Genomic DNA, 22,622 nt, shown 5'->3' with positions numbered 1-22,622 from the left:
GGGCGGGGCGCGGCGGTTGACTACCCCCGCAGCGCGCCGACGATCCCCACGCGTGTCGCACCCCATGCGCCGATCAGCGCGGCCATCGAGGCGGCCGAGGCGAAGCCGATCGCCAGGTGGATCTCGGTCCAGCCGATCCCGGCTTCGACGAGGATGTCCGTCCGCTCGCTGACGATCCGCGACAGCACCGCCGCCGCGCCGTAGCCGACCCCGATCCCCAGAATCGCGCCGGTCACGAGGATCGAGGTGGCGAACCCCCAGACCACCGCGAAGACGAAGCGCGCCGGCGCCCCGAGCGCGCGCAGCAACGCCAGTTGCCGCCGGATCAGCCGGCCGAGCAGGTAGAGCCCGACCAGCACAGAGGCCGCCACCAGAAGCTGGCTGACGATGGACAGGACCGACATCGCCTGCCGCACGTCGCCCATGATCGTGTAGAGCTGCGACAGCACCGCGCCGGGAAAGAAGGCCATCGTCTCGCCCGTGCCCTGGAACTGCGCGCGCAGGCCGTAGTTCGCGGCGAGGTTCTCGGCCCGGATCACGATGGCCGGGGTGCCGGGGAAGTAGTCGGGATCGAAAGGCGGGCCGAGCTGCGTCGGGCTGTCGGGCGCGTGGCCGGGGGCGAGGCCGTGCGCCTCCCACACCGCCTCGACCGGGACGAGCACGGCGCGATCCCAAGGCGAGCCGGTGGGGGCCATGCGGCCGATGACAGTGTAGCTGAGGTCGCCGTGGGCTCCTTCCTCGACCGCATCGCCGATCCCGTGGGCAGGAACGATCGTGTCGCCGATGGCGAAGGGCGAGGCGGCGCCGACCACGGCCTCGCTGGTCTCCTGCCACATGCGCCCTTCGATGCCGCCGTCGGTCAGGTGGGTCACGAAGTCGGCGATGGTGCCGACCACCGGCGCGCCGTCGGCGCTGTCCCCGAAGGCGAGCGGGGCGGCAAGGTCCACGTCGCGGGCGTTCGCGACTTCGGCGAAGGTGGGGCCGTCGACCAGCGGCACGTCCGAGGGCTGCAGGAAGACCGCGGCCATCAGCATGGTGATCTCGGAGCCCGGAGCTGCGACCACCAGGTCGAACTTGTCGGCCGCCTGAGCGGTGCCGTGCCGCAGAGCTCGCTCCTGCGCGACGAGGCCCAGGCCGGTGCCGACGGAAACCGCCACAAGCAGCACGAACAGCACCACGGGCAGGCGGAACCGTGCGGCCAGTGCCCGGATCAGGGGCCACGGCGCGAAGCCCCGCAGGATGACGAAGCCCACGATCAGGATCGGCAGGGCAAGGGCGATGGCGGTCAGGATGTCCTGCGTGCCGACCGAGAGGCCGTCCCAGAGATCACGCATGCGCCGACACCATCTGTCCGTCCACAATTTTCACGACCCGGTCCATGCGCGCCAGAAGGCGGTCGTCATGGCTGACGGCGACTAAGGTCGTGCCGTTCTCGCGCACGCGGGCCAGAAGGTCGGCGAGCAGCCGCTCCCCGGTGTCGCGGTCGAGATTGGCTGTCGGCTCGTCGGCCAGCAGGATTGCGGCATCGCCCGACATGGCGCGGGCCACGGCGACGCGCTGGCGCTCGCCGCCCGAAAGGGTGGGCACGGTTCGGCCATCCTCATCGACGCCAAAGCGCCGCAACAGGCGGCGGGCGCGGTCGCGGATGCCGGGCCGCTCGGCGCGAGGGCGATACATCGCGGCAAGGGAGGCGTTGGCGAGAGGGCCGAGTTCCTCGAACAGCAGGAAGTCCTGGAAGACGATGCCGACATGGAGCGCGCGGAACGCAGTCCGAGGGCCCGAACGGAGCGCGCCCAGGTCGGTGTCGCCCCATCGAATCCGGCCGGTCATGCGGTCCTGCAACCCGGCAAGTGCAAAGAGCAGCGTCGACTTTCCCGCGCCAGACGGGCCGCGGATCCCCAACGTGCCACCCGCGGGCAGCTCGAGCCGGGGTACCGACAGGAGAACGCGTCCGTCGGTGGAGCGAACTTCGAGATCCTCGATGGCGAGGGGCAGACCCTCACCGCCCATAGGTCGCGTCGGTCAGCCGCACCATCGAGACGAAGCCGGTGTCGGGGTCCTTGTATTCGCCGATCTCCAGTACGCCGCGGGTGTCGATGCCCACGTTGAACGGGATGCGGTCGACGGTCCTCTTCGTGTAGATCGCAAGGATGTCGTCGGGCCACTCGGCCGAGGTCTCGCAGAACGGGCAGACGGCCATCGGGCGCTTCGTCAGGACGAAAAACTGCGCGTCGGCCTTCAGGGGCGGGGCCATGAACCCCTCGAACGTGGCGCGCTCGCCTTCGAGGGACAGGGCGAGGTCGGACATGGACCCGTCCTTGTTGTAGAGATCCCGGATTTTGATCGGGCCCTTCTGCGCATGGACGAGGCCGGGCGCGATCAGGATGGCGCCCGTCAGGGCGAGCATGTGGCGTCGGTGGAGCATCTTTCCCTCCTCTGCGATCGGTGCATCTCTTGATATGGAACGAGAAACGGGCCCCGGAAGGGCCCGTTTCGATCTGTCGCGATTATTCGCGATCAATTCGACGTCGCTTCGCCGGCGGTGGCGGCGTGGTGCATCACGTGGAAGATCACGTTCTGCTCGATCGTGCCGTCGAAGAGGTGCGCCCACGGACCCTTGGCGTAGACGGCCACGTCCTCGCCCGAGTGGGTTTCCGAAGACATCGGGATCAGCGCCTGCTGGAGGTAGTCGATGTCCGTCACGTCGGCATCGGCGATGGCCGAACGGTCGCCCGAGTAGATCGGGGCGCCTGCCTCGGGGCTGGCTTCGCCCGTGTCGACGTCGGTCGCAGCCGAGGTCTCTGCTTCGTCGGGGATCTGCTCGACCAGGACCGAACCGGCGCCGTTCAGGTAGCCGATGACGGTGTAGGGCAGCGCGTCCGAGGCCATGTTCGGCTCGTCCAGCGCTTCGATGCCGTCGCCGTTGACCTGCATGCAGAGGCCCAGGATGTCCGAGCCGCGGCCGCAATAGCCGTTGAAGGCGATGGCGTGCTCGTGGTCCGACGTGACGATGATGAGCGTGTCGGCGTCATCGGTCATCTCGTCGGCGACGCGGATGGCCTCGGCGAAGGCGACGCCGTCGGTCAGCACGCGGGCGGCGTTGCCGGCATGGTTGGCGTGATCGACGCGGCCGGCCTCGACTTCGAGGTAGTAGCCGTTATCGTTCTGGCTCAGCTTCTCGATGGCGGCGGTGGTCATCTCAGCCAACGAGGGCTCGCCCGAGCGGTCGGCTTCGTACTGCATGTGCGACGGCTCGAACAGGCCGAGGATCGGACCTTCGGCCGTCAGGTCGAGGGCGTCGAACTCTTCCTGCGTCTGGACGTAGGAGGCGCTGAGGTTGTCGACCGCCATCTGGGCCAGGTTCTGGCTGTCTTCACGCACGCCGGCGCTGTCTTCGGCATCCGTCGTGTCGGTGGTGATGAAGTGACGGCGGCCGCCACCCATGGCGAGGTCGATGACGCCGTTCTCCATCTGCTGGTAGAGCTGGAGGGCGATGTCGTCCTGCTCGCAGCCCTCGGGGATCAGCGTGTCGTCCTCGAAGTCTCGGTCAGCGGTGCGAGCATAGACGGCGGCAGGGGTCGCATGGGTGATGCGGGCGGTCGAGATGACGCCGACCGACTTGTCCATGTCGGACACGATCTCGGCGAAGGTGCGGACGCCGTTCTCGAGGCCCGCGGCACAGTCGCCGACGGCGACGTTGTCGGTCACGTTGATCAGGTCGTTCTTGGTCTTGATGCCCGAGTTCATGGCCGTCGCGGTCGGGGCCGAGTCAGGCGTCTGACCGTTCGCGGAATAGGTCTTCACGAGGGCCGAGTAGGGGAACTCGTCCTGCGGCAGGTTGTGGTCGTCGCCCAGGCCGCCCTGCTGCTGACCTTCGAACAGGCGGGTGGCGTAGTTGGTGCCGACGCCGTTGCCGTCCGCGACGAACAGGATGACGTTGAGGGCGCGGTTCGTGTTCTCCTGCCGCTCAACAAGCTGCTGCAAGGTCTCTTGCGCGGAGGTGAACCACTCGTTGCCCTGCTGCGGCAGGTCGGCGGTCTGGGCGAAGGCGGCCGTCGAGCCGAGCAGCACGGCCATCGTGACGGAAAGCGAGAATTTCATGGGTGTCCCCCGTTGGGTGCGGATATTGCGACGCCGGGGGTACGTGTCGCGGGACACGGTTACATGAAGGTCGGGTGACGGGTTTGTAACGCTTCCCGCGATCGAGGCGGGCGCGCCAGCCGCCGATCAGTCCAGGTAGGTCGACGGGTCGACGCTTTCGAAGCCTTCGCGCACCTCGAAATGCAAAGCCGCCGCATCGCCAGCACGGATCCGGGCGATGGACTGGCCGCGCGTGACGCTGTCGCCCTTCTCGACCGCGATGTTGTCGACTCCGGCATAGACCGTCAGCACGTTGTTCGGGTGCCGCAAGACAAGGATCGGGATCTGGTCGGTGTCGCGCGTGATCGCGGCGACGGTCCCGTCGGCTGCGGCGTTGACCGTAGTTCCGGGCGCGGCGGCGATGTCGATGCCGTCGTTCTTGCCCTTCGAATAGGCGCGGATCACCCGACCCTGCACCGGGTAGGCGAACCGGCCGGAGGACGAGGATGCCTCGGTCGCCTGTTGCGACAGGGTGGGCGAAGCCGGCGTCTCCTTCGGCGGGGCCTGCGTCGCCTCTTCGTCGGGCAGCGGCTCCGAGGCCGATGGCGGCGGCGGTGCGAGCGTGCCTTCGCCGGGGCGGCTGGTCGCTTCGGCCGGGGCGGTCCGGGTCGCGACCGCGGGCACCAGCAGGACCGCGCCGCGGCGCACCGTCATCTGCTCGTCGAGGCCGTTCCACTCGGCCAGCGCCTGGACCGGCACGCCGTAGCGCCGCGAAATCGAGAACGCTGTCTCGCCGGCCTCGACCCGGTGCCGGACCGGCTGGCCGCCATCGGGTAGGGACGGAACCGCCGGGGTTACCGTGGCGCCGCGGTCGATGGCGGCCTCCGCCCGGTTCTCGAGGGTCGTGGTCGCGATCGGTTGCGCGGCGGGCAGGACCGGCCCGCTTCGCGGGGCGCCGGTCGCGGGCGAGGGTTCGGCCACGCGGCGGGGCAGGGCGATCAACTCGCCTTCGCGTAGCGTTTCGTTCGGCGGCAGGCCGTTATAGGTGGCAAGCTCGTCGGTCGGCAGCCCCACGCGCTGCGCGATCCTGCCGACCGTGTCGTCGCGGCGCGCAACGGCGACCTGGTAGTCGGGATACGAGATCACCCCGCGATTGTCCGCGTCGGGTCTCGCGGGCACGCTGCCCATCACGGCCGAACTGGTGCCGAACGGGGCGCCGATGCGGTCTCGCAGGTCCACGTCCCATCCCGATGGCGCGCAGGCTGCCAGCGACAGGCCGGCGGCGATCAGGGGCAGGGCCCCGGTATACTGGCGGGTCATCTGCTCGTCCTCACATTCGGGGCGACGCCTCTTGGCGGACGCTCACCCGATCCAATTTTCCCGGCCTAGTCGTCGCCCATCCCCTCGACAAGCGGAACGAACCTGACCGGACGAAGCTCTTCGTAGTCGAACCCGTCCGCGTGGCGCGTGACCTTCAGAAGGGTCTGGACGTGGTCCGACTGTCCTACCGGCACGACCATGATACCGCCCTCGCGCAGTTGCGCCAATAGGGCGGGAGGCGGATCCTCGGCGGCTGCGGTCACAAGAATGCGGTCGAAGGGGGATTGTTCGGGCAGCCCGTGCCCCCCGTCGCCCGAGATCACCGTGACATTCGCGATGTCGAGGCTTTCCAGCACCTCGCGCGCGGCCCGGACCAGGCGGCGATGCCGGTCCATCGTGTAGACCCGGCGCGCAAGATGGCTCAGGACCGCCGCCTGGTAGCCCGAGCCGGTCCCGATCTCGAGCACCTTGTCCCGCGGGCTGACATCCAGTGCCTGGGTCATCAACCCGACGACCGACGGCTGCGAGATCGTCTGCCCGCATTCGATCGGCAACGGCATGTCGTCGTATGAGCGGTCGGCGAAGATGCCCCGGACGAAGAGGCCACGATCCACCCGCTCCATCGCGTCGAGCACGCGATGCTCGGTCACGCCCTTGGACCGCAGGGCGAAGAGCAGCTGCATGCGCGTTTCGGCGTCGAAGGTCATTCGAGCCGCTCTGCCAGGGAGGTGACGAGGTCATGCGCCGTCAGATCCGCGCGCATCGGGGTGATCGCCACGTAGCCGTCCAGCGCCGCTGCGGCATCCGTGCCCGCGGCCGTCGGGGTCTGCTGGGGTCCGCCGGTAACATAGAGGAACCGCCGCCCCGAGGGCGAGACATGCGGTGTCATCCCGTGCCCGGAATCCTGCCGCCAGCCCTGGTGGGTGACCTTGCGGCCCCTCACTTCTGCGGCGGGAAGGGGCGGGAAGTTGACGTTGTAGAACAGGCGGTAGTCCTCGCTGTCCCACGTGGCGCGCTCGATCAGGCGGCGGACCGTTTCGACGCCGGTGGCGCGCGCGGCCTCGAACGGGTCGTCGAGCTGCGCGTTCTCGGGCCCGAAATACTGGCTGAGCGCGATCGAGCGGACGTGCTGAAGCGCCCCCTCCATCGCGCCGCCGACGGTGCCCGAATAGAGCACGTTCTCGGCCGCGTTGTTGCCCCGGTTCACGCCGGAGAGCAGCAGGTCGGGTCGCCCCGGCAGGATGTCGAACAGCGCGGCAAGCACGCAATCGGCAGGCGATCCCTCGACCGCGAAGCGCCGGGGGTCGAGCTCTTGCACCATGGCCGGCCGCGCGTAGGAGATGCAGTGGCCGACGCCCGATTGTTCGAAGGCTGGGGCGACGGTCCAGACCTCGCCACCCGGCCCGGCGATCTCGGTCGCGATCTCATGCAGGACGGAGAGCCCCGGCGCCGCGATGCCGTCGTCGTTGGTGATGAGAATGCGCATGATGCCTGCCCTTTTCGCCTGTCTAGGGGCGCCCGGGGCAAGCGGCAAGCGGTCCCGCAACGACCGGCCCGGGGCGTTGCAGCAGGATTACGGGAGCACGCTCAGAGTTGGGCGACGAGCCGCCCGGCCTCTTCCGCCGGATCGTTCAGCGGAGCGCGATCCTCGCCCGGGAAGAACCGCGCGCGCGTCGCCGTGGGCAGCGGGCGCGGCTCGAGGATCGAGACCTTCGGGCCGGTATTCACGGTTTCAGCCTGCCAGCTGCGCGCCAGGGACATCTGCGCCGCCTTGGTGGCCCCGTAGCTGCCGAAGAACTTCTCTCCGGCACGAGGGTCGTCGAAGAAGACCGCCTGTCCCGCCGGTGCCGACAGCAGCAGCGGCTCGACCATGCGGATCAGGGTGTGCGTGGCGGTGGCGTTGATCGCGAAGCTCTTGTCCCAGTCCTTGGGGGCGATATGCGCGGTCGGGCTCAGGGGGGCGGCGTGGATGGCGGTGTGCAGCCAAAGGTCCACGTGACCCCAGCGGTCGTAGATGTCGCGGCACAGATGCGCCATCGCGTCTGCGTTCGTGACGTCCATCGGCGCCAGCGTCGCTGTGCCGCCGGCGGCCTGGATGCGGTCGTCCAGCTCCTCGAGCGCGCCGGTCGTGCGCGCGACGGCGACGATGTGATGCGTGGGCGCCAGCGCGGTGGCAAGCGCGGCGCCGAGCCCGCGGGAGGCGCCGGTGATCAGGGCAAGCTTGGTCATGGCGCGGGTTTGCGCGCCCGCCCGCGGATTGGCAAGTGCTTGACGACGCGCAGCCGCGCGTGGAGAACGGATGAAACCACCGGTTTGGAGTTCGACATGACCTACGACACCCCTCTTCTTCGCGGTCGCGACCTTGCCATGTGGCAGCAGGCCGCGCTGGTACTGGCCGGGACGGTGCTGATCGCGCTGGCCGCGCAGGTTTCGGTGCCGATGTGGCCCGTGCCGATGACGCTCCAGGGTGCGGCGATCATCGCCGTCGGGCTGTCGATGGGCTCGCGGCTCGCTGCCGTGACGCTGCTGACCTACCTGGCCGAAGGTGCCATGGGCCTGCCGGTCTTCGCGAATGGCGGTGCGGGGCTTGCCTACATCGCCGGGCCGACTGGTGGCTTCCTGATCGGCTTCGTCATGATGGCCTGGGTCGCCGGACTTGGCGCGCGGGCCGGCAAGGCAGGCATGCTGACCGCTGCGCTCGTGGCGGCCGCGGTGCTGTACATGCCGGGTCTGGCCTGGCCCTATGCGGTGGCCTCGGGCCTCGGTGTCGAAGCGGGATGGGCCGCTAGCTCGGCCTCGGCGCTTTGGGCGGGATGGATGCAGCCGTTCCTGATCGGCGACGCGGTCAAGGCCGTGCTGGCTGTGCTGGTCGTGGCGGGTGGTCGGTCGGCGCTGTCGCGCTGAACGACCTTCAGGCCGCAAGCAACAACGCCGTCCCTTCGGGGGCGGCGTTTTTCATTCGGCCTACTCGGCGGCTTCCTTCAGGCGGAAGCCCTTCTCGATCCGGTCGCTGGGCGAGATCGGGTAGTCGCCCGAGAAGCAGGCATCGCAATGTTGCGGCTGGGCGGCGTTGCGCCCGTTCGCTTCGCCCACGGCGCGGTAGAGCCCGTCGAGCGAGATGAAGCGCAGCGAATCCACGCGCAGATGCGCCTCCATCTCGGCCTCGGACATGGTCGCAGCGAGCAGTTTCTCGCGGTCGGGCGTGTCCACGCCGTAGAAGCAGGGCCACGCGGTCGGCGGGCTCGCAATGCGGAAATGGACGGCCGCGGCGCCGGCATCCAGCAACATCTCGCGGATCTTCACCGTCGTCGTGCCACGCACCACCGAATCGTCGACCAGCACGATGCGCTTGCCGCGGATCAGCGCGCGGTTGACGTTCAGCTTCAAACGGACGCCCATGTTGCGAATCTGCTCGGTCGGCTCGATGAAGGTCCGGCCCATGTACTGGTTGCGGATGATCCCCATGGCGTAGGGGATCCCGCTTTCCTGGCTGTAGCCGATGGCCGCGGGCGTGCCGGAATCGGGGACGGGGCAGACGAGGTCGGCCTCGACCGGGGCCTCGCGCGCCAGTTCGACGCCGATCTGGTGGCGCGTCTCGTAGACGGACCGGCCGCCCAGGATTGAATCGGGCCGCGAGAAATAGACGTGCTCGAAGATGCAGAAGCGGGGCTTTTGCGGCGCGAACGGGCTGTGCGAGGCAACCTCGCCGTTCTCGATCACAACCATCTCGCCCGGTTCGACCTCGCGGATGAATTCGGCCCCGATGATGTCGAGGGCGCAGGTCTCGGACGACAGGACCCAGCCATCGTCGCCCAGCTTGCCCAGCACCAGCGGACGAACCCCCAACGGGTCGCGCACGCCGATCAGCTTTGTGCGGGTCATCGCGACGACCGAGAACGCCCCCTCGACCCGGCGCAAGGCGTCCTGCATCCGCGCGGGAACCTTCTGCTGCAGCGAGCGGGCCATCAGGTGAATGATGCACTCGCTGTCGCTGGAGCTCTGGAAGATCGAGCCGCGGTCGATCAGCTCGCGCCGCAGGGCGTCGGCATTCACGATGTTGCCGTTGTGGGCGATGGCGGCACCGCCCATCGAGAACTCGCCGAAGAACGGCTGCACATCGCGGATCTGCGTGTTTCCCTTCGCGCCGGCGGTGGAATAGCGCACGTGGCCGATCGCCAGCGGCCCCGGCAGCGTGTCCATCAGCGACTGCTTGGTGAAGTTGTCGCGGACATAGCCGAAGCGGCGGGCCGAGTTGAAGCCATGCTCGGGGTCGTGGCTAACGATGCCGCCAGCCTCTTGCCCGCGGTGCTGCAACGCGTGCAGCCCGAGGGCGACGAAATTCGCGGCGTCGGCCACGCCGGTCACGCCGAAGACACCGCATTCCTCGCGGAGCTTGTCGTCGTCGAACGGGTGGGCGGGGGGCATCGCGGGCATGGGCTCGGCTCCGGCGAGGGCGTGTTGCGGCCCCCTTATCCCCTTGTCACCCCCTTGTCACGTCCCGCCGGATCACGAAGCGCAGATCAGACGAATGCGGGGATCATCGTGCCGACAAGCACGGCCGCCATTGCGACGTTGAACACCCGAAGGGCGCGCGGCGTCCGCAGAATCCGCCCGATTCCTTCGCCCACGACGGTCCAGAGCGTGACGAGCGGCAGGGCCACGGTCGCGAAGACAAGTGCGGCAGGCAGCGCGCGGGACGGCTCGACATAGATCGCGACGGTGGTCAGCGCGATCGCCCAGGCCTTCGGGTTGATCCACTGGAACCCGGCGGCCTGCAGGAACGTCAGGGGGCGCCCCTGCGGGCGGTGCGCCTCGGGCGGTGCGGCGGTGGCGATCTTCCACGCGAGATAGAGCAGGAACACAGCCGACAGCGCCATCAGCGTCAATTCGAGCCATGGGAGCAGCTCGAAAATCCGTGCCATGCCTGCAGCGACCAGCGCGATCATCACCGCGAATCCCAAGGCGATGCCCATGATGTGGGGAAGCGTGCGCCGCAGCCCGAAATTCGCGCCCGAGGCCATGACCATCAGGTTGTTCGGTCCGGGCGTCCCGGTGGCGACGGCGGCGAAGAGAACGAAGGTGAGGAAGCTGTCGGGCGTCATGCCGGCAATCTGCCGCGAAATCGCTGGCAAAGACAGATGCGATCGTCGTCGATCGCGGGGGGCGATGCCGGAAACGGCAAGGCTGCCAGCCCGCCCCGCGCGCTCCTCGGCGGTGCAGATGAAGCTGCGCACCATCGGGCTAAGTCTCGTTCCGAGATCAACCGCCCCGAAAGGAGAGACCGATGACCACCAGACGCAGCTTTCTCGCCACCGGCGCCACGCTCGGCGCCATGACATGCCTTCCGCTCGCGGCCTTCGCCCAGGATGCCGGCACCCAGGACGGCGGCGCGCGCACATTCGAGACCGAGGCCGGTCCGCTCACGGTGCATCCGATCAGCCACGCCAGCTTGGTGATGGAGACACCTTCCGGCGTGATCTACGTCGATCCGGTCGGCGGGGCGTCCAACTACGAAGGCCTGCCCGAGCCGGACCTGATCCTCGTCACCCACGAGCATGGCGACCACTACGATGCCGAGACGTTGCAGGCCCTGGCCGTCGGCAAGACGCAGCTTCTGACCAACCCGGCCGTGTACGACATGCTGCCCGCGGAACTGCAGGCGAAGGCGCAGCAGGTAGGGAATGGCGAGACGATCGACGTTTCGGGCCTGATGATCGAGGCGGTCCCCGCCTACAACATCACCGAGGGGCGGCAAGACTTCCACCCCGAGGGGCGCGACAACGGCTATGTGTTCGAGATCGGCGGCCGCCGCATCTACATCTCGGGCGATACCGAGGGCACCGACGAGATGCGCGCGCTCGAGGATATCTTCCTGGCGTTCGTCTCGATGAACCTGCCCTTCACGATGGATGTCGAGCAGGCCGCCGACGCCATCGCCGCGTTCGCCCCGACCTACGTGTATCCCTACCACTACCGCGGTCGGGACGGCGGCACTCAGGATCCGCAGGAGCTTGTCGACCTCCTGGCCGAGACGGATGCGGAAACCGAGGTTCTCGTGGGCGACTGGTACGAGCCTGGCGAACTCTGACCCCGCACGGGGCGCCCCACGGCGCCTCGTTCACGCGATCGGGTAGCTTTCCAGCAGGTCGTAGCGTGCGCCGTCGGGACCCAGCGTGGACTGGATCAGCGCGACCTCGTCCACCGCCACGGGATCGAACCGGAAGTTTCCCCGCGCCTCGAGGAAGCGCCCGATCCTGGCGTGATCCTCGGGCGGCATCCGGTTCGGGAACCGCGCGAGCGTGATATGCGGAACGAAGCGCCGGTGGGGCAGGTCGATGCCCGACCGGCGGGCGGCGGTCTCGACCTTCTTCTGGAGGTACATCAGCGCGGGATCGGGCGCGACCGCGGCGTGAAGCGAGCGCGGGTCGCTGCTGCCGAACGTGCCAAGCCCCGTCACATGAAGCGGAACAGCACCCGGCCGCATCATCTCGAGCGTGAGGTTCAGCTCTTCCAATTCTGCCAGCGTCACCTCGGGAAAGAACGCGAGCGTCAGGTGCAGGTCGTCGTCATCCACGTGGCGACCGCAATTCAGGGCCGAGAGGAGGGCTGAAAGGGCATCGACAAGGGCGTCGGGCGGCGTCAGGGCGAGAAATGCGCGCATGGCCCCCGATCTAAGGCCGAGGCGGGGTGACGGGAAGGGGGCCGACACCTATATCGGCCCGCATGACCGAAGACGAAATCCTGGCGCTCGAGCGCCGCGACGGCCTTCCCGATGCCCTGCGCGTCCTGGTGGCCGAGCTTCCCCGCGGAACGTGGGAAGCGCATCCGAACTTCTCGCCCCTGACGCGGTTCTGGCTGCAGCGGCACCTGATGTTCCGCGAGATCCTCGAAAAGCTGCAGGCCGGCACGCGCAGCTATCTCGACGGGCAGCAGGACGGCGAACAATACGGCCGCAACACCGCCCGGATGGCGCAGTTCTTCCTGCAGGAGCTGCACGGCCACCACTCGATTGAGGATCATCACTATTTCCCGGTGCTGACCAGCCTGGATCAGCGGCTCGAACGGGGCTTCGTGATCCTCGACGCCGACCACCATGCCCTCGACGGGCATCTGAACGACCTGGCCGAGGGCACGAACGCGATGCTTCGGGGACTGTCGGAGAAGGATCCCAAGGTGGCGGCCGGTGCGCTCGACGAGCAGCTTTCGGGGTTCGGCGACTTCCTGGACCGGCACCTGACCGACGAGGAAGACCTCGTGGTCCCGGTCATCCTGAAATACGCACCCGAAATTCACTGAGCTTGCGCGTCAGCCCCGCGCGCGCAGGCGTGCCTCGCGGCGCAGGACGAACAGGATCGCGGCCACGGCAAGGATCGAGCTGAAAGTCATCAGCGCGGTGAGGGGCAGGGCGCTGGACTGGCCCGCCAGCAGGATGCCCGCCAGCACCGACAGCGCCGCGCCCCCTCCGATCATGATCGCGCCGCCCAGCCCCGAGGCGGTGCCCGCCAGGTGCGGGCGGACCGACAGCATCCCCGCCGTCGCGTTCGGGATCACCAGGCCGTTGCCCAGCCCGACGAAGGTCATGAAGCCGAAGAACACCGCAGGCGATTCGAGGTCGGCCAGCGACAGCAGACAGGCTGTCCCCAGACCGATCGCAGAGACGACGGACCCGTAAAGGACCATCCGGTTGGTTCCCATCCGGACGGAAAACCGCGCCGTGATGAAGTTCCCGACGAAATACCCGACGGCCGGCGCCCCGAAATAGATGCCGAGGACGGACGGGCTCAACTGGAACACCTCGGAGCCGACGTAGGGGGCGCCGCCAAGGTAGGCGAAGAACGCGCCGGACGAGAATGCCGCCGTCGCCGCGTAGCCCCAGAACCGGGGCGAGGTGAGAAGTTCCGGATAGGCCTTCAACTGCCCGCGGAAGTTGCTGGTGGCCGCAGCGGCGGTCTCGCCCATGTCGTAATAGGTCAGGGCGAAAGCGCCGATGCCCACCAGAAGATAGACCACGAAGCTGGCGTGCCATCCGAAGGCCTGGTCCAGCACCCCGCCAAGGGCCGGCGCGAGCATCGGTGCCAGCGACATCCCCATGGTAACGTACCCCATCATCGAGGCGCTCTCGTCCTGGGTATAGAGGTCGCGGATCGCCGCCCGCGGCAGGACCAGTCCGGCGACGATTGCCGCCTGTATCATGCGAAATGTCAGGAAGACCCAGACATTGGTGCTGAACAGGCAACCTATCGTCGCCACGACGAAGATCGCCGTCGCACCCAGCATCACCCGGCGGCGTCCGAACTGGTCCGACAGGGGGCCGATGATGATCTGCAGCAGCGCGTTCACACCGAGGTAGCCGGCGACGGACAGCTGGATCACCTCGTAGGGCGCGTCGAAAAACTCGGCCATGCCCGGAAGCGAGGGCAAGAACAGGTTCATCCCCAGTGCCGACACCGATGTCAGCAGGATCATGGAGGCGATGTGGGGCGGGGTCGTTCTGTCTAGGAAAACGGCATGGCGATTGGCTGGCATTCCGCCGATCTAAACCGCACGGTTCGAAAGTCCAAGCTCCGTTGCGCAGGCATCTTTCGCCGCCCGCCGCCGCGGCCTATGATGACAGATACGTGAAAAAGATCGCAGAGGTACCGCGCGATGAAGGACATTCTCGGACAACTCGTCGAGCGCCGCGAGACCGCCCGCTTGGGCGGCGGTGCCGAGCGGATCGAGAAGCAGCACGAGAAGGGCAAGCTGACCGCGCGCGAGCGGGTGGACCTGCTGCTCGACGAGGGCTCGTTCGAAGAGTTCGACATGTTCGTCACGCACCGCGCCACCGATTTCGGGATGGCCGACAACAAGGTCTCGGGCGACGGCGTCGTCACCGGCTGGGGCACGATCAACGGCCGGCAGGTCTATGTCTTCAGCCAGGATTTCACCGTGCTCGGCGGGTCGCTGTCGGAAACGCACGCCCAGAAGATCTGCAAGATCATGGACATGGCGATCCGCAACGGCGCGCCGGTTATCGGGCTGAACGACTCGGGCGGCGCGCGCATCCAGGAAGGCGTCTCGAGCCTCGCCGGCTACGCCGAGGTGTTCCAGCGCAACGTGATGGCCAGCGGCGTGGTCCCGCAGATCAGCGTCATCATGGGGCCCTGCGCGGGTGGGGCGGTCTATTCCCCTGCGATGACCGACTTCATCTTCATGGTGAAGGACTCGTCCTACATGTTCGTCACCGGCCCCGACGTGGTGAAAACCGTCACCAACGAGGTCGTCACCGCCGAGGAACTGGGCGGCGCCTCGACCCACACCAAGAAGTCCAGCGTCGCCGACGCCGCCTTCGAGAACGACGTCGAGGCCCTGATCGAGACGCGGCGCCTCGTCGACCTCCTGCCGCTCAACAACCGCGAGAAGCCCCCCGTCCGTCCCTTCTTCGACGAGCCGGACCGCATTGACCACAGCCTCGACACGGTGATCCCCGAAAACCCCAACATGCCTTACGACATGAAGGAGGTGGTCGTGAAAGTCGCGGACGAGGGCGACTTCTTCGAGATCCAGGCAGAGTTCGCGAAGAACATCCTGACGGGCTTCATCCGCCTCGAAGGGCGCACCGTGGGCGTCGTCGCCAACCAGCCGCTGGTCCTGGCGGGGTGTCTCGACATCGACAGCTCGCGCAAGGCGGCGCGGTTCGTGCGGTTCTGCGATGCGTTCGAGATCCCGATCCTGACCTTCGTCGACGTGCCGGGCTTCCTTCCGGGCACGAGCCAGGAATATGGCGGCGTCATCAAGCACGGGGCCAAGCTGCTCTTTGCCTATGGCGAGGCGACGGTGCCGAAGGTGACGGTCATCACCCGCAAGGCCTATGGCGGCGCTTACGACGTGATGAGCTCGAAGCACCTGCGCGGCGATTTCAACTACGCTTGGCCCACGGCCGAGATTGCCGTGATGGGCGCCAAGGGCGCGGTCGAGATCCTCTACCGCTCCGAACTCGGTGACGCTGGCAAGATCGCCGAGCGCACAGCGGATTACGAGGCGAACTTCGCCAACCCCTTCAAGGCGGCTGAGCGTGGCTTCATCGACGAGGTCATCCTGCCCCAATCCACCCGCCGCCGGGTCTGCCGCGCCTTCGCCAGCTTGCGCGGAAAGCGCGTCGAGAATCCCTGGAAGAAGCACGACAACATCCCCCTCTGACGCGTTAGGGACAATTCGATCGGGCGACTTGTCGGGCGGGGACCGCGATGCCTATGGTGGAATCCGAAGCTCGATCCGGTACGGGGACATTCGGATGTTGCGCCTAGCCATCGCCACGGTCGTGCTGTCTGCCGGACACGGCCACGCCGCCGGAGAGCGGATTCCTCTGCCCTCGGGCCTTGAGGTCGCGTTCATCGAGGTCGTGGGCGACGATCCCGGCTACGGGTACGGTTACGCCTACCAGTTCCGCTTCGTCGCGGCCGATCTGAACCCGGCGCAGGACTATGTTACGACCGAGGCGGACCTTGCGCATCTGTGCCTGTCTTACGCCCTGCCGCGAGTCGCCGATGCCGATCCGCCGGCCCGGTCGATCGTCATTTCGCTGGCCGACCGCGAGGTGCCGTTCGGCGCCTCCGATCCGGACGCGGTCCAGTTCTTCGGGGCCTACACGCCTGAAGGCAGCGAGTGTGTCTGGCAGGCCTTCTAGACGCAATATCGGTGACTTATCGTTCACGAGCCCGCTACCAAGCCGGTATCGGCTCGTGTAACGTGCCGCGGAGTCGCGAACGCGATTCATTTCATCAACGGAGAATTTCATGTCGAAGAGCGTCAAGATCATCATGGGCCTCGCCCTCCTGACCGTCGTCTCGGCCTGCGGCCAGCGTAACGACGAGGTCGTCTACGCCGATCCGGCGCCGGTTGCCCCGATCGTCGCCGAGCCCACCTACTCGAAGTACTGAACACCTGTCGCGGGCGCATCCGACAGGGTCGCCCGCGATACCCCCGGAAGGACGGCGAAGATGTTGAAACATCGGGGATTTCCCGGCCGACTGCCCGGCACCGATTTCCAGTTCACCATCCGCCGCGGTTCGCCGAACGGCGCTACCAAGCTGGTCGCGCGCGAGCGCTACCGCGATCGCAGGCCCGCCGACCGCCTGGCGGACGAAGGGTTTCTCTGGGCGCTCTGGCAGCATTTCGGCGACGCCCCGTTCGAGCGTGGAAACCTGGACGCAGGCCGCCTGTCCTGGTTGTTCGGGCGCGAGGTCGTGCCGGCCGAGGATCCGTTCGACCCCGAAAGCTACGAAGCCCTTCTGCGCATCGACGAGGCGCGCGCACGGGCGAGCTTTCCGGACGCTTTCGAGGATTAGCATCCAGCGGCCGAAGGCGGTTTATCGCCACTGCGATTCGGAAACCGGCGGAAAGGGACCGACTGAAGGGCTGCCGAACTGGAAGCTATCGCCTTTTTCCTTCGAATCGATATCGTTTCAAGTGTCCCCAGTTCCCTGAACTGTTGGATATTATACCCCTTCCCCCTCCGGCCCGGTCTTTTTTTAGTCCGGGCCGTTTTTCATGGGCGGGAACCGCGGGTCATCGTTCGGGTTCCCGGTTCATTAGCTTGTGAAATGAAGGGAACACCCAATGAATCACGTCTTCCGCGCCTCTGTCGCTCTGGCCGCCCTCGCTGTCCTGACGGCTTGCGGCAACACGGATCTGGAGCGGGCCGGTACCGGCGCCTTGGGCGGTGCAGTCGTTGGCACCGCCGTCAATGAGCCGGTCGCAGGAGCGGCGATCGGTGCCGTTGGCGGCGCCCTCATCGACGATTTCTGATAGTCCTTCGCAACACGGAAACGGACGCAGCTCGTTTCCGTGAGGGGGGCGGCTCAGGGCCGCCCGTTGCGGATCAGGTCAAGCACCTTCGCCGCCGCTTCGGGAATGTTCGTGCCGGGTCCGAAGATCGCCGCGACGCCGGCCTCTTTCAAGGCCGTATAGTCGCGGGCGGGGATGACCCCCCCGCAGATCACCAGGATGTCGCCCGCGTTGCGCGCGCGCAATGCATCGATCAGCTTGGGCGCGTTGGTCATGTGCCCCGCGGCCTGGCTCGACAGCCCCACGACGTGTACATCGTTGTCGATGGCGTCCTGGGCGGCCTCTTCCGGCGTCTGGAATAGCGGTCCCACATCGACGTCGAAGCCGATATCGGCGAAGGCTGTCGCGATCACCTTGGCGCCCCGGTCGTGCCCGTCCTGGCCGACCTTCACCACCAGCATCCGGGGCCTGCGGCCTTCTTCTTCGGCGAAGGCCTCGACGTCCTTCCGAATCTTCTCGTAACCCGCATCGCCCTCGTAGGCCGCGCCATAGACGCCCGAGAGGGTGCGCACCTCGGCCCGATGGCGGCCGAACACCTCCTCCAGCGCCATGCTGATCTCGCCCACGGTTGCCCGCGCGCGCGCCGCCTCGACCGCCAGCCCCAGCAGGTTGCCGTCGCCCCGCGCGCCCTCAGCCAGCACTGCAAGCGCGGCATCGCAGGCAGCTTGATCGCGAGTGTTCCTTAGGTCATCCAGTCGCTCGATCTGGCTCTGCCGCACGCCGGCATTGTCCACCACGCGGATATCGAGCTCCTCTTCCTGCGGCAGGCGGAACCTGTTGACGCCGACGATGACCTCTTCGCCCCTGTCGATGCGCGCCTGCTTGGCGGCGGCGGCTTCCTCGATCCGGAGCTTCGGCATCCCCGACTCGACGGCCTTCGTCATGCCGCCCAGTTCGTCCACCTCGGCCATCAGCGTGCGCGCCTGCGCGATCAGGTCGGCGGTCAGCTTCTCGACGTAGTAAGAGCCCGCCAGCGGATCGACCACGTTCGTCACGCCGGTCTCATGCTGCAGGATCAGCTGCGTGTTCCGCGCGATCCGGGCCGAGAAGTCGGTGGGCAGGGCGATCGCCTCGTCGAAGCTGTTCGTGTGCAGCGACTGGGTTCCGCCGAGGACCGCGCTCATCGCCTCGTAGGCGGTGCGGACGATGTTGTTGTAGGGGTCCTGTTCGGCCAGGCTGACGCCGCTTGTCTGGCAGTGGGTGCGCAGCATCTTCGACCGCTCGTCCCTGGCGCCGAGCTCGGTCATGATATCGTGCCAGAGGAAGCGGGCGGCGCGCAGCTTTGCGGCCTCCATGAAGAAGTTCATGCCGATGGCGAAGAAGAACGACAGGCGCGGCGCGAAGGCGTCCACGTCCATGCCGCGGGCCATCGCCGTCTTCACGTATTCCTTGCCGTCGGCGAGGGTGAAGGCCAGCTCCTGCACCAGGTTCGCCCCGGCTTCCTGCATGTGGTAGCCCGAGATCGAGATCGAGTTGAAGCGCGGCATCTCTTGCGCCGTGTAGTCGATGATGTCCGCCACGATCCGCATCGAGGGTTCGGGTGGATAGATATACGTGTTGCGGACCATGAACTCCTTCAGGATGTCGTTCTGGATGGTCCCCGACAGCTGCGCGCGGTCCACGCCCTGTTCCTCGCCCGCGACGATGAAGCTCGCCAGCACCGGGATAACCGCTCCGTTCATCGTCATCGAGACGCTGACGTCCTGAAGCGGGATGCCGTCGAAGAGCACCTTCATGTCCTCGACCGAGTCGATGGCCACGCCGGCCTTGCCCACGTCGCCCTCGACCCGCTCGTGATCGCTGTCATAGCCGCGGTGGGTGGCTAGGTCGAAGGCGACGCTGACACCCTGCTGCCCTGCCGAGAGGGCACTCCGGTAGAAGGCGTTTGACTCCTCTGCGGTCGAGAAGCCCGCATATTGGCGGATGGTCCAGGGCCTTCCAGCATACATCGTGGCCTTCACACCGCGGGTGAAGGGCGGCTCGCCGGGCATGGAGCCCATGTGCTCGTGATCCTGCGCAGGTCCATGGACGGGGGCGATGTCGATCCCCTCGGCGGTGCGCCAGGTCAGCTCGTCGAGTGAGCGGCCGCGCAGCTCTTTTTCGGCCCGGGTCTTCCAGTCGCTCATCGGCTTGGCTCCTCCTCGTTGCGCAGCTCGACGCATCTTTCACGCGCAGCGGGGCCAGCCGCAAGCCGCTGGTCGATTGCAGGGCGAGGACAGAGCGCCTATATTGACAGGCAGGAGGGTCCACCCATGGCCAATCGCGACATTCCCTACACGCCGATCCCGGTCACCGGCCGCTCGGGTCCGCGTCCCGGCTACTGAGCCGCGCGGCGGTCTTTTCAGCCGCCGACTTCCCGCCTTCCGCGAAGGAGGCGATCAGGTGCAGCGCGTAATCTCCGTAGAGGAACGCCTGCGTCTTCATCCCGATATAGTCCCGATAGATCGCGATGCGCCGTTCTGCCGACAAGCTTGCGAAGGCCGGACCCCGCATGTCCTGCACCAGCGCCGTGACCGCCTGCATCTGGCTGTAATAGGCCACGATGGGGTCGATCGTTACCCGCGGCAGGATGTGGACGTGCTCGACCAGCCCTTCGAAGACCGGCATCGGGCGCTCGCTGGGGACGAAGGGCACGAAGTCGGGTTCGGACTCCATCCTCGCAACCATGGTCGTTTCGTGCGCCTCCAACACATCGGGACCGCCGAGCGCGTCGAGGTTCGTCCCGATCTCGGCATAGAGCGCGCGGTGGCTGTCGCGCAGGCGTTCATGGCGGCGCCGGGCGGCTTCGCGCCTGTTCTGCCAGCCGTTGACGATCCAGCCGAGCGCAAGAAACGCACCGGCCACGATGGCCTGCCAGATCCGGGGGTCGATGCCCAAGGGGCCGGGCTCCATCGTTGCCTCGCTGGTTGTGGGGCGGATCGCTCTATTCGAACTCCAGGATCACTTCGTCCACGGCAAGGCTGTCGCCCTCGGCCGCGTTGATCTTCGAAATCTTGCCCTTCTTCTCGGCGCGCAGGATGTTCTCCATCTTCATCGCCTCGATGGTGCAGAGCGCCTGACCCTCCTGCACCTCGGCGCCTTCCTCGACATGCAGCTTCACGACGAGGCCCGGCATCGGGCACAGGAGCATCTTCGACGTGTCGGCCTCGGCCTTCTCGGGCATCAGGCGGGCAAGCTCGGCCTGCCGGGGGGTGAGGACCTTCACCACCAGGTCGGCGCCGCGGGTGCGGACCCGGTAACCCCCGGTGATGCGGTTCACCTTCAGGACCAGAGGCGCGCCGTCCACCTGCAGGATCGCCAACGGCTCGCCCGGGCGCCAGTCCGAGGTGACCCGGTGGGCGCTGCCATCGTCGAACCTAACGGTCGCGCCATCGCGGTCCGCTTCAACGATGGCGGCCGTCTCGTGTCCGCCGATCACGACGACCCACTCGTTGCCGATGCGCCGCTCGTGATTGTCCATCCGCCCCGAGATGCGCGTGCGACGGATGTCGACCACGCGGTTCATAGCCGCGGTCGCCGCCACGATGCGCGAGAGTTCGGCTTCGGGAAGTTCGGCCCCCGAGAAGCCGTCGGGATATTCCTCGGCAATGAAGGCGGTGGTCATGTCGCCCGAGGTGAATTTGGGGTGGTCCATGACCGCGGAAAGGAAGGGCAGGTTGTGGCCGATTCCCTCGAGCTCGAACCGGTCGAGCGCCAGCCGCATCCCTTCGATCGCCTGCGCGCGGTCACGCCCCCAGGTGCAGAGCTTCGCGATCATCGGGTCGTAATACATCGAGATCTCGCCGCCCTCGAAGACGCCGGTGTCGTTCCTGACGGCCGTTTCGCCCGCGGGCGCGTCGGCTTCGTGCCACTTGCCGGCCTCGGCCAGCGGGCCGGCGGCGACCTCCTGCGGTGGGCGGTAGCGGGTGAGGCGACCGATGGAGGGAAGAAACCCGCGATAGGGGTCCTCTGCGTACAGCCGGCTCTCCATGGCCCAGCCGGTCAGCGTCACGTCTTCCTGCGCCAGCGACAGCTTCTCGCCCGCCGCTACGCGGATCATCTGTTCGACGAGGTCCACGCCGGTGATCAGCTCGGTCACAGGGTGTTCGACCTGCAGGCGGGTGTTCATCTCGAGGAAGTAGAAGTTGCGGTCGCCGTCCACGATGAACTCGACCGTTCCGGCGCTGGTGTAGCCGACGGCCTGCGCCAGCCTGACGGCCTGTTCGCCCATGGCCCGCCGCGTCGCCTCGTCGAGGAAGGGCGACGGTGCCTCTTCGATGACCTTCTGGTTGCGCCGCTGGATCGAGCATTCGCGCTCGCCCAGGTAAATGCAGTTGCCGTGCTGGTCGGCCAGGACCTGGATCTCGATATGGCGCGGCTGGGTGACGAACTTCTCGATGAAGATGCGGTCGTCGCCGAAGCTGTTGGCGGCCTCGTTCTTCGAGGACTGGAACCCCTCGCGCGCCTCGTCGTCATTCCAGGCGATCCGCATCCCCTTGCCGCCGCCGCCCGCGCTGGCCTTGATCATCACCGGGTAGCCGATCTCGGTCGCGATGCGCGCGGCCTCGTCGGCATCCTCGATCAGGCCCATGTGGCCGGGGACGGTGGACACCCCCGCCTCGTCGGCCAGCTTCTTCGAGGTGATCTTGTCCCCCATCGCCTCGATCGCACCCTGGGGCGGCCCGACGAAGACGACCCCTTCCTTCGCCAGCGCGGCGGCGAATTTCGGGTTCTCGGACAGGAAGCCGTAGCCGGGATGGACCGCCTCGGCGCCGGTGTCGCGGATCGCCTGCATGATCCTGTCGATCACGATGTAGGACTGGTTGGCCTGCGGCGGGCCGATATGGACCGCCTCGTCGGCCATGCGGACATGCAGCGCGTTGCGGTCCGCGTCGGAATAGACGGCGACGGTCTGAATACCCATCCGGCGCGCCGTCTTGATGACGCGGCAGGCAATCTCGCCCCGGTTCGCGATCAAGAGCTTCTTGAACATCGGGTCCTCAATATGCGCAGAGCTGCGGCACCACGCCCTTGCAGGGATCGTCCGGGGCGTATTGCGGGCCGCCGGTAGTCCCGAAGATTCCGCCATCCTGGGGGATGGGCTGGCAGGCGGCGCCAAGCAGCGCCAGGCAGAGCGCTGCGGCGATGCGGGCCGGAAGTTGCGTCATCGGGGTCCCTCCGTTTCCATCCATTGGATGCCATCATATTGCTTCACGATACAGCCCTTTATGCAAGATCTTGCGTCTTCGTGGATGGGATCTTCGGACGGCGCGATGCCGAGGGGGAACGCAGCCGAACGGGTCCCGTGGACGGAGTCGTCACCGCCGCGCGCGCCGTTGGAGCCATCCGTCACTTGCAGCGCGCCGGTGCCCGGCCGCTCGATCCGGGCGACATTCCACATGTCCTGCCCCGCCATC

Annotated in this window: 25 protein-coding genes; 8 read left to right on the top strand and 17 right to left on the bottom strand. The window is 67.3% G+C overall.

Annotation, left to right across the window (positions count from 1 at the left end; all coding sequences use genetic code 11):
* Positions 1–20: 20 nt before the first annotated feature.
* The 8 genes from PAM7066_RS04250 to PAM7066_RS04215 form a co-directional block, all read right to left on the bottom strand.
* Positions 21–1,334: an ABC transporter permease gene (locus PAM7066_RS04250; RefSeq protein ID WP_085852906.1), complete on the bottom strand. Its 1,314-nt coding sequence runs from the start codon at positions 1,332–1,334 to the stop codon at positions 21–23.
* Complete coding sequence (locus tag PAM7066_RS04245; protein WP_085852905.1) at positions 1,327–2,010, bottom strand: ABC transporter ATP-binding protein; 684 nt, start codon at positions 2,008–2,010, stop codon at positions 1,327–1,329. Before PAM7066_RS04245 ends, PAM7066_RS04250 begins: the two co-directional genes overlap by 8 nt.
* On the bottom strand, positions 2,000–2,425 hold the full coding sequence (locus tag PAM7066_RS04240; protein ID WP_085852904.1) for a hypothetical protein: 426 nt from the start codon (positions 2,423–2,425) through the stop codon (positions 2,000–2,002). The genes PAM7066_RS04245 and PAM7066_RS04240 overlap by 11 nt, the downstream gene beginning before the upstream one ends.
* Positions 2,426–2,517: 92 nt before the next feature.
* Positions 2,518–4,101 (bottom strand): alkaline phosphatase, encoded by a 1,584-nt coding sequence (locus PAM7066_RS04235; protein WP_085852903.1) that lies wholly within the window; start codon positions 4,099–4,101, stop codon positions 2,518–2,520.
* A 126-nt stretch (positions 4,102–4,227) separates the two neighbouring features.
* Complete coding sequence (locus PAM7066_RS04230; RefSeq protein WP_085852902.1) at positions 4,228–5,400, bottom strand: peptidoglycan DD-metalloendopeptidase family protein; 1,173 nt, start codon at positions 5,398–5,400, stop codon at positions 4,228–4,230.
* Between the two features lie 65 nt (positions 5,401–5,465).
* Positions 5,466–6,107, bottom strand: a complete 642-nt coding sequence (locus tag PAM7066_RS04225) for a protein-L-isoaspartate(D-aspartate) O-methyltransferase (RefSeq protein WP_085852901.1) — start codon at positions 6,105–6,107, stop codon at positions 5,466–5,468.
* A complete protein-coding gene (gene surE, locus PAM7066_RS04220; protein WP_085852900.1) occupies positions 6,104–6,886 on the bottom strand; it encodes a 5'/3'-nucleotidase SurE in 783 nt (260 codons plus the stop codon). Before surE ends, PAM7066_RS04225 begins: the two co-directional genes overlap by 4 nt.
* Positions 6,887–6,987: 101 nt before the next feature.
* On the bottom strand, positions 6,988–7,629 hold the full coding sequence (locus PAM7066_RS04215; protein WP_085852899.1) for an SDR family NAD(P)-dependent oxidoreductase: 642 nt from the start codon (positions 7,627–7,629) through the stop codon (positions 6,988–6,990).
* Between the two features lie 96 nt (positions 7,630–7,725).
* Here PAM7066_RS04215 and PAM7066_RS04210 point away from each other — a divergent pair, with 96 nt between their 5' ends.
* Positions 7,726–8,304, top strand: a complete 579-nt coding sequence (locus PAM7066_RS04210; protein WP_085853278.1) for a biotin transporter BioY — start codon at positions 7,726–7,728, stop codon at positions 8,302–8,304.
* 60 nt (positions 8,305–8,364) lie between these two features.
* Here PAM7066_RS04210 and purF read toward each other — a convergent pair whose 3' ends face one another.
* Positions 8,365–9,825 (bottom strand): amidophosphoribosyltransferase, encoded by a 1,461-nt coding sequence (gene purF / locus PAM7066_RS04205; protein ID WP_085853277.1) that lies wholly within the window; start codon positions 9,823–9,825, stop codon positions 8,365–8,367.
* 95 nt (positions 9,826–9,920) lie between these two features.
* Positions 9,921–10,502 carry a LysE family translocator gene (locus tag PAM7066_RS04200; RefSeq protein ID WP_085853276.1) on the bottom strand — a complete coding sequence of 194 codons (582 nt, stop codon included), beginning with the start codon at positions 10,500–10,502 and terminating at the stop codon, positions 9,921–9,923.
* Between the two features lie 182 nt (positions 10,503–10,684).
* On the opposite strand from PAM7066_RS04200, the gene PAM7066_RS04195 reads away from it, so the two are divergent.
* The gene (locus PAM7066_RS04195) at positions 10,685–11,488 is read left to right on the top strand and encodes an MBL fold metallo-hydrolase (RefSeq protein ID WP_085852898.1); all 804 of its coding nucleotides are present in this window, start codon (positions 10,685–10,687) and stop codon (positions 11,486–11,488) included.
* Between the two features lie 30 nt (positions 11,489–11,518).
* On the opposite strand, the gene thpR is transcribed toward PAM7066_RS04195, so the two are convergent.
* Entirely contained in the window at positions 11,519–12,061 is a 543-nt protein-coding gene (gene thpR / locus PAM7066_RS04190) for an RNA 2',3'-cyclic phosphodiesterase (protein WP_085852897.1), read from the bottom strand.
* A 62-nt stretch (positions 12,062–12,123) separates the two neighbouring features.
* Here thpR and PAM7066_RS04185 point away from each other — a divergent pair, with 62 nt between their 5' ends.
* Complete coding sequence (locus PAM7066_RS04185; protein WP_085852896.1) at positions 12,124–12,696, top strand: hemerythrin domain-containing protein; 573 nt, start codon at positions 12,124–12,126, stop codon at positions 12,694–12,696.
* A 9-nt stretch (positions 12,697–12,705) separates the two neighbouring features.
* Here PAM7066_RS04185 and PAM7066_RS04180 read toward each other — a convergent pair whose 3' ends face one another.
* A complete protein-coding gene (locus PAM7066_RS04180; protein ID WP_245749594.1) occupies positions 12,706–13,866 on the bottom strand; it encodes a multidrug effflux MFS transporter in 1,161 nt (386 codons plus the stop codon).
* A 180-nt stretch (positions 13,867–14,046) separates the two neighbouring features.
* On the opposite strand from PAM7066_RS04180, the gene PAM7066_RS04175 reads away from it, so the two are divergent.
* The 5 genes from PAM7066_RS04175 to PAM7066_RS04160 all read left to right on the top strand — a co-directional run bounded on the left by PAM7066_RS04175 (position 14,047) and on the right by PAM7066_RS04160 (position 17,187).
* On the top strand, positions 14,047–15,579 hold the full coding sequence (locus tag PAM7066_RS04175; RefSeq protein ID WP_085852894.1) for an acyl-CoA carboxylase subunit beta: 1,533 nt from the start codon (positions 14,047–14,049) through the stop codon (positions 15,577–15,579).
* A gap of 94 nt (positions 15,580–15,673) precedes the next feature.
* Entirely contained in the window at positions 15,674–16,066 is a 393-nt protein-coding gene (locus PAM7066_RS04170) for a DUF6497 family protein (protein ID WP_085852893.1), read from the top strand.
* 109 nt (positions 16,067–16,175) lie between these two features.
* Positions 16,176–16,319 (top strand): hypothetical protein, encoded by a 144-nt coding sequence (locus PAM7066_RS18855; protein ID WP_175484574.1) that lies wholly within the window; start codon positions 16,176–16,178, stop codon positions 16,317–16,319.
* 60 nt (positions 16,320–16,379) lie between these two features.
* Entirely contained in the window at positions 16,380–16,727 is a 348-nt protein-coding gene (locus PAM7066_RS04165; RefSeq protein ID WP_085852892.1) for a hypothetical protein, read from the top strand.
* 271 nt (positions 16,728–16,998) lie between these two features.
* Positions 16,999–17,187 (top strand): hypothetical protein, encoded by a 189-nt coding sequence (locus tag PAM7066_RS04160; protein ID WP_085852891.1) that lies wholly within the window; start codon positions 16,999–17,001, stop codon positions 17,185–17,187.
* Positions 17,188–17,240: 53 nt separating this feature from the next.
* Here the strand turns inward: PAM7066_RS04160 and scpA are convergent, their stop codons facing one another.
* The 5 genes from scpA to PAM7066_RS04140 form a co-directional block, all read right to left on the bottom strand.
* Positions 17,241–19,352 (bottom strand): methylmalonyl-CoA mutase, encoded by a 2,112-nt coding sequence (gene scpA / locus PAM7066_RS04155; protein ID WP_085852890.1) that lies wholly within the window; start codon positions 19,350–19,352, stop codon positions 17,241–17,243.
* A gap of 163 nt (positions 19,353–19,515) precedes the next feature.
* Positions 19,516–20,103: a hypothetical protein gene (locus PAM7066_RS04150; protein WP_139214952.1), complete on the bottom strand. Its 588-nt coding sequence runs from the start codon at positions 20,101–20,103 to the stop codon at positions 19,516–19,518.
* Between the two features lie 46 nt (positions 20,104–20,149).
* Entirely contained in the window at positions 20,150–22,198 is a 2,049-nt protein-coding gene (locus PAM7066_RS04145) for an acetyl-CoA carboxylase biotin carboxylase subunit (RefSeq protein ID WP_085852888.1), read from the bottom strand.
* Positions 22,199–22,205: 7 nt separating this feature from the next.
* The gene (locus PAM7066_RS18850) at positions 22,206–22,373 is read right to left on the bottom strand and encodes a hypothetical protein (protein ID WP_175484575.1); all 168 of its coding nucleotides are present in this window, start codon (positions 22,371–22,373) and stop codon (positions 22,206–22,208) included.
* Entirely contained in the window at positions 22,370–22,621 is a 252-nt protein-coding gene (locus PAM7066_RS04140; RefSeq protein ID WP_085852887.1) for a hypothetical protein, read from the bottom strand. Before PAM7066_RS04140 ends, PAM7066_RS18850 begins: the two co-directional genes overlap by 4 nt.
* Position 22,622: the final 1 nt, after the last annotated feature.

The sequence above is a fragment of the Palleronia marisminoris genome (assembly GCF_900172315.1).
GTDB classification, from domain to species: Bacteria; Pseudomonadota; Alphaproteobacteria; order Rhodobacterales; family Rhodobacteraceae; genus Palleronia; species Palleronia marisminoris.
The sequence above is the reverse complement of the archived record's forward strand: the minus strand, read 5'-3'. Positions and strand labels throughout refer to the sequence as shown.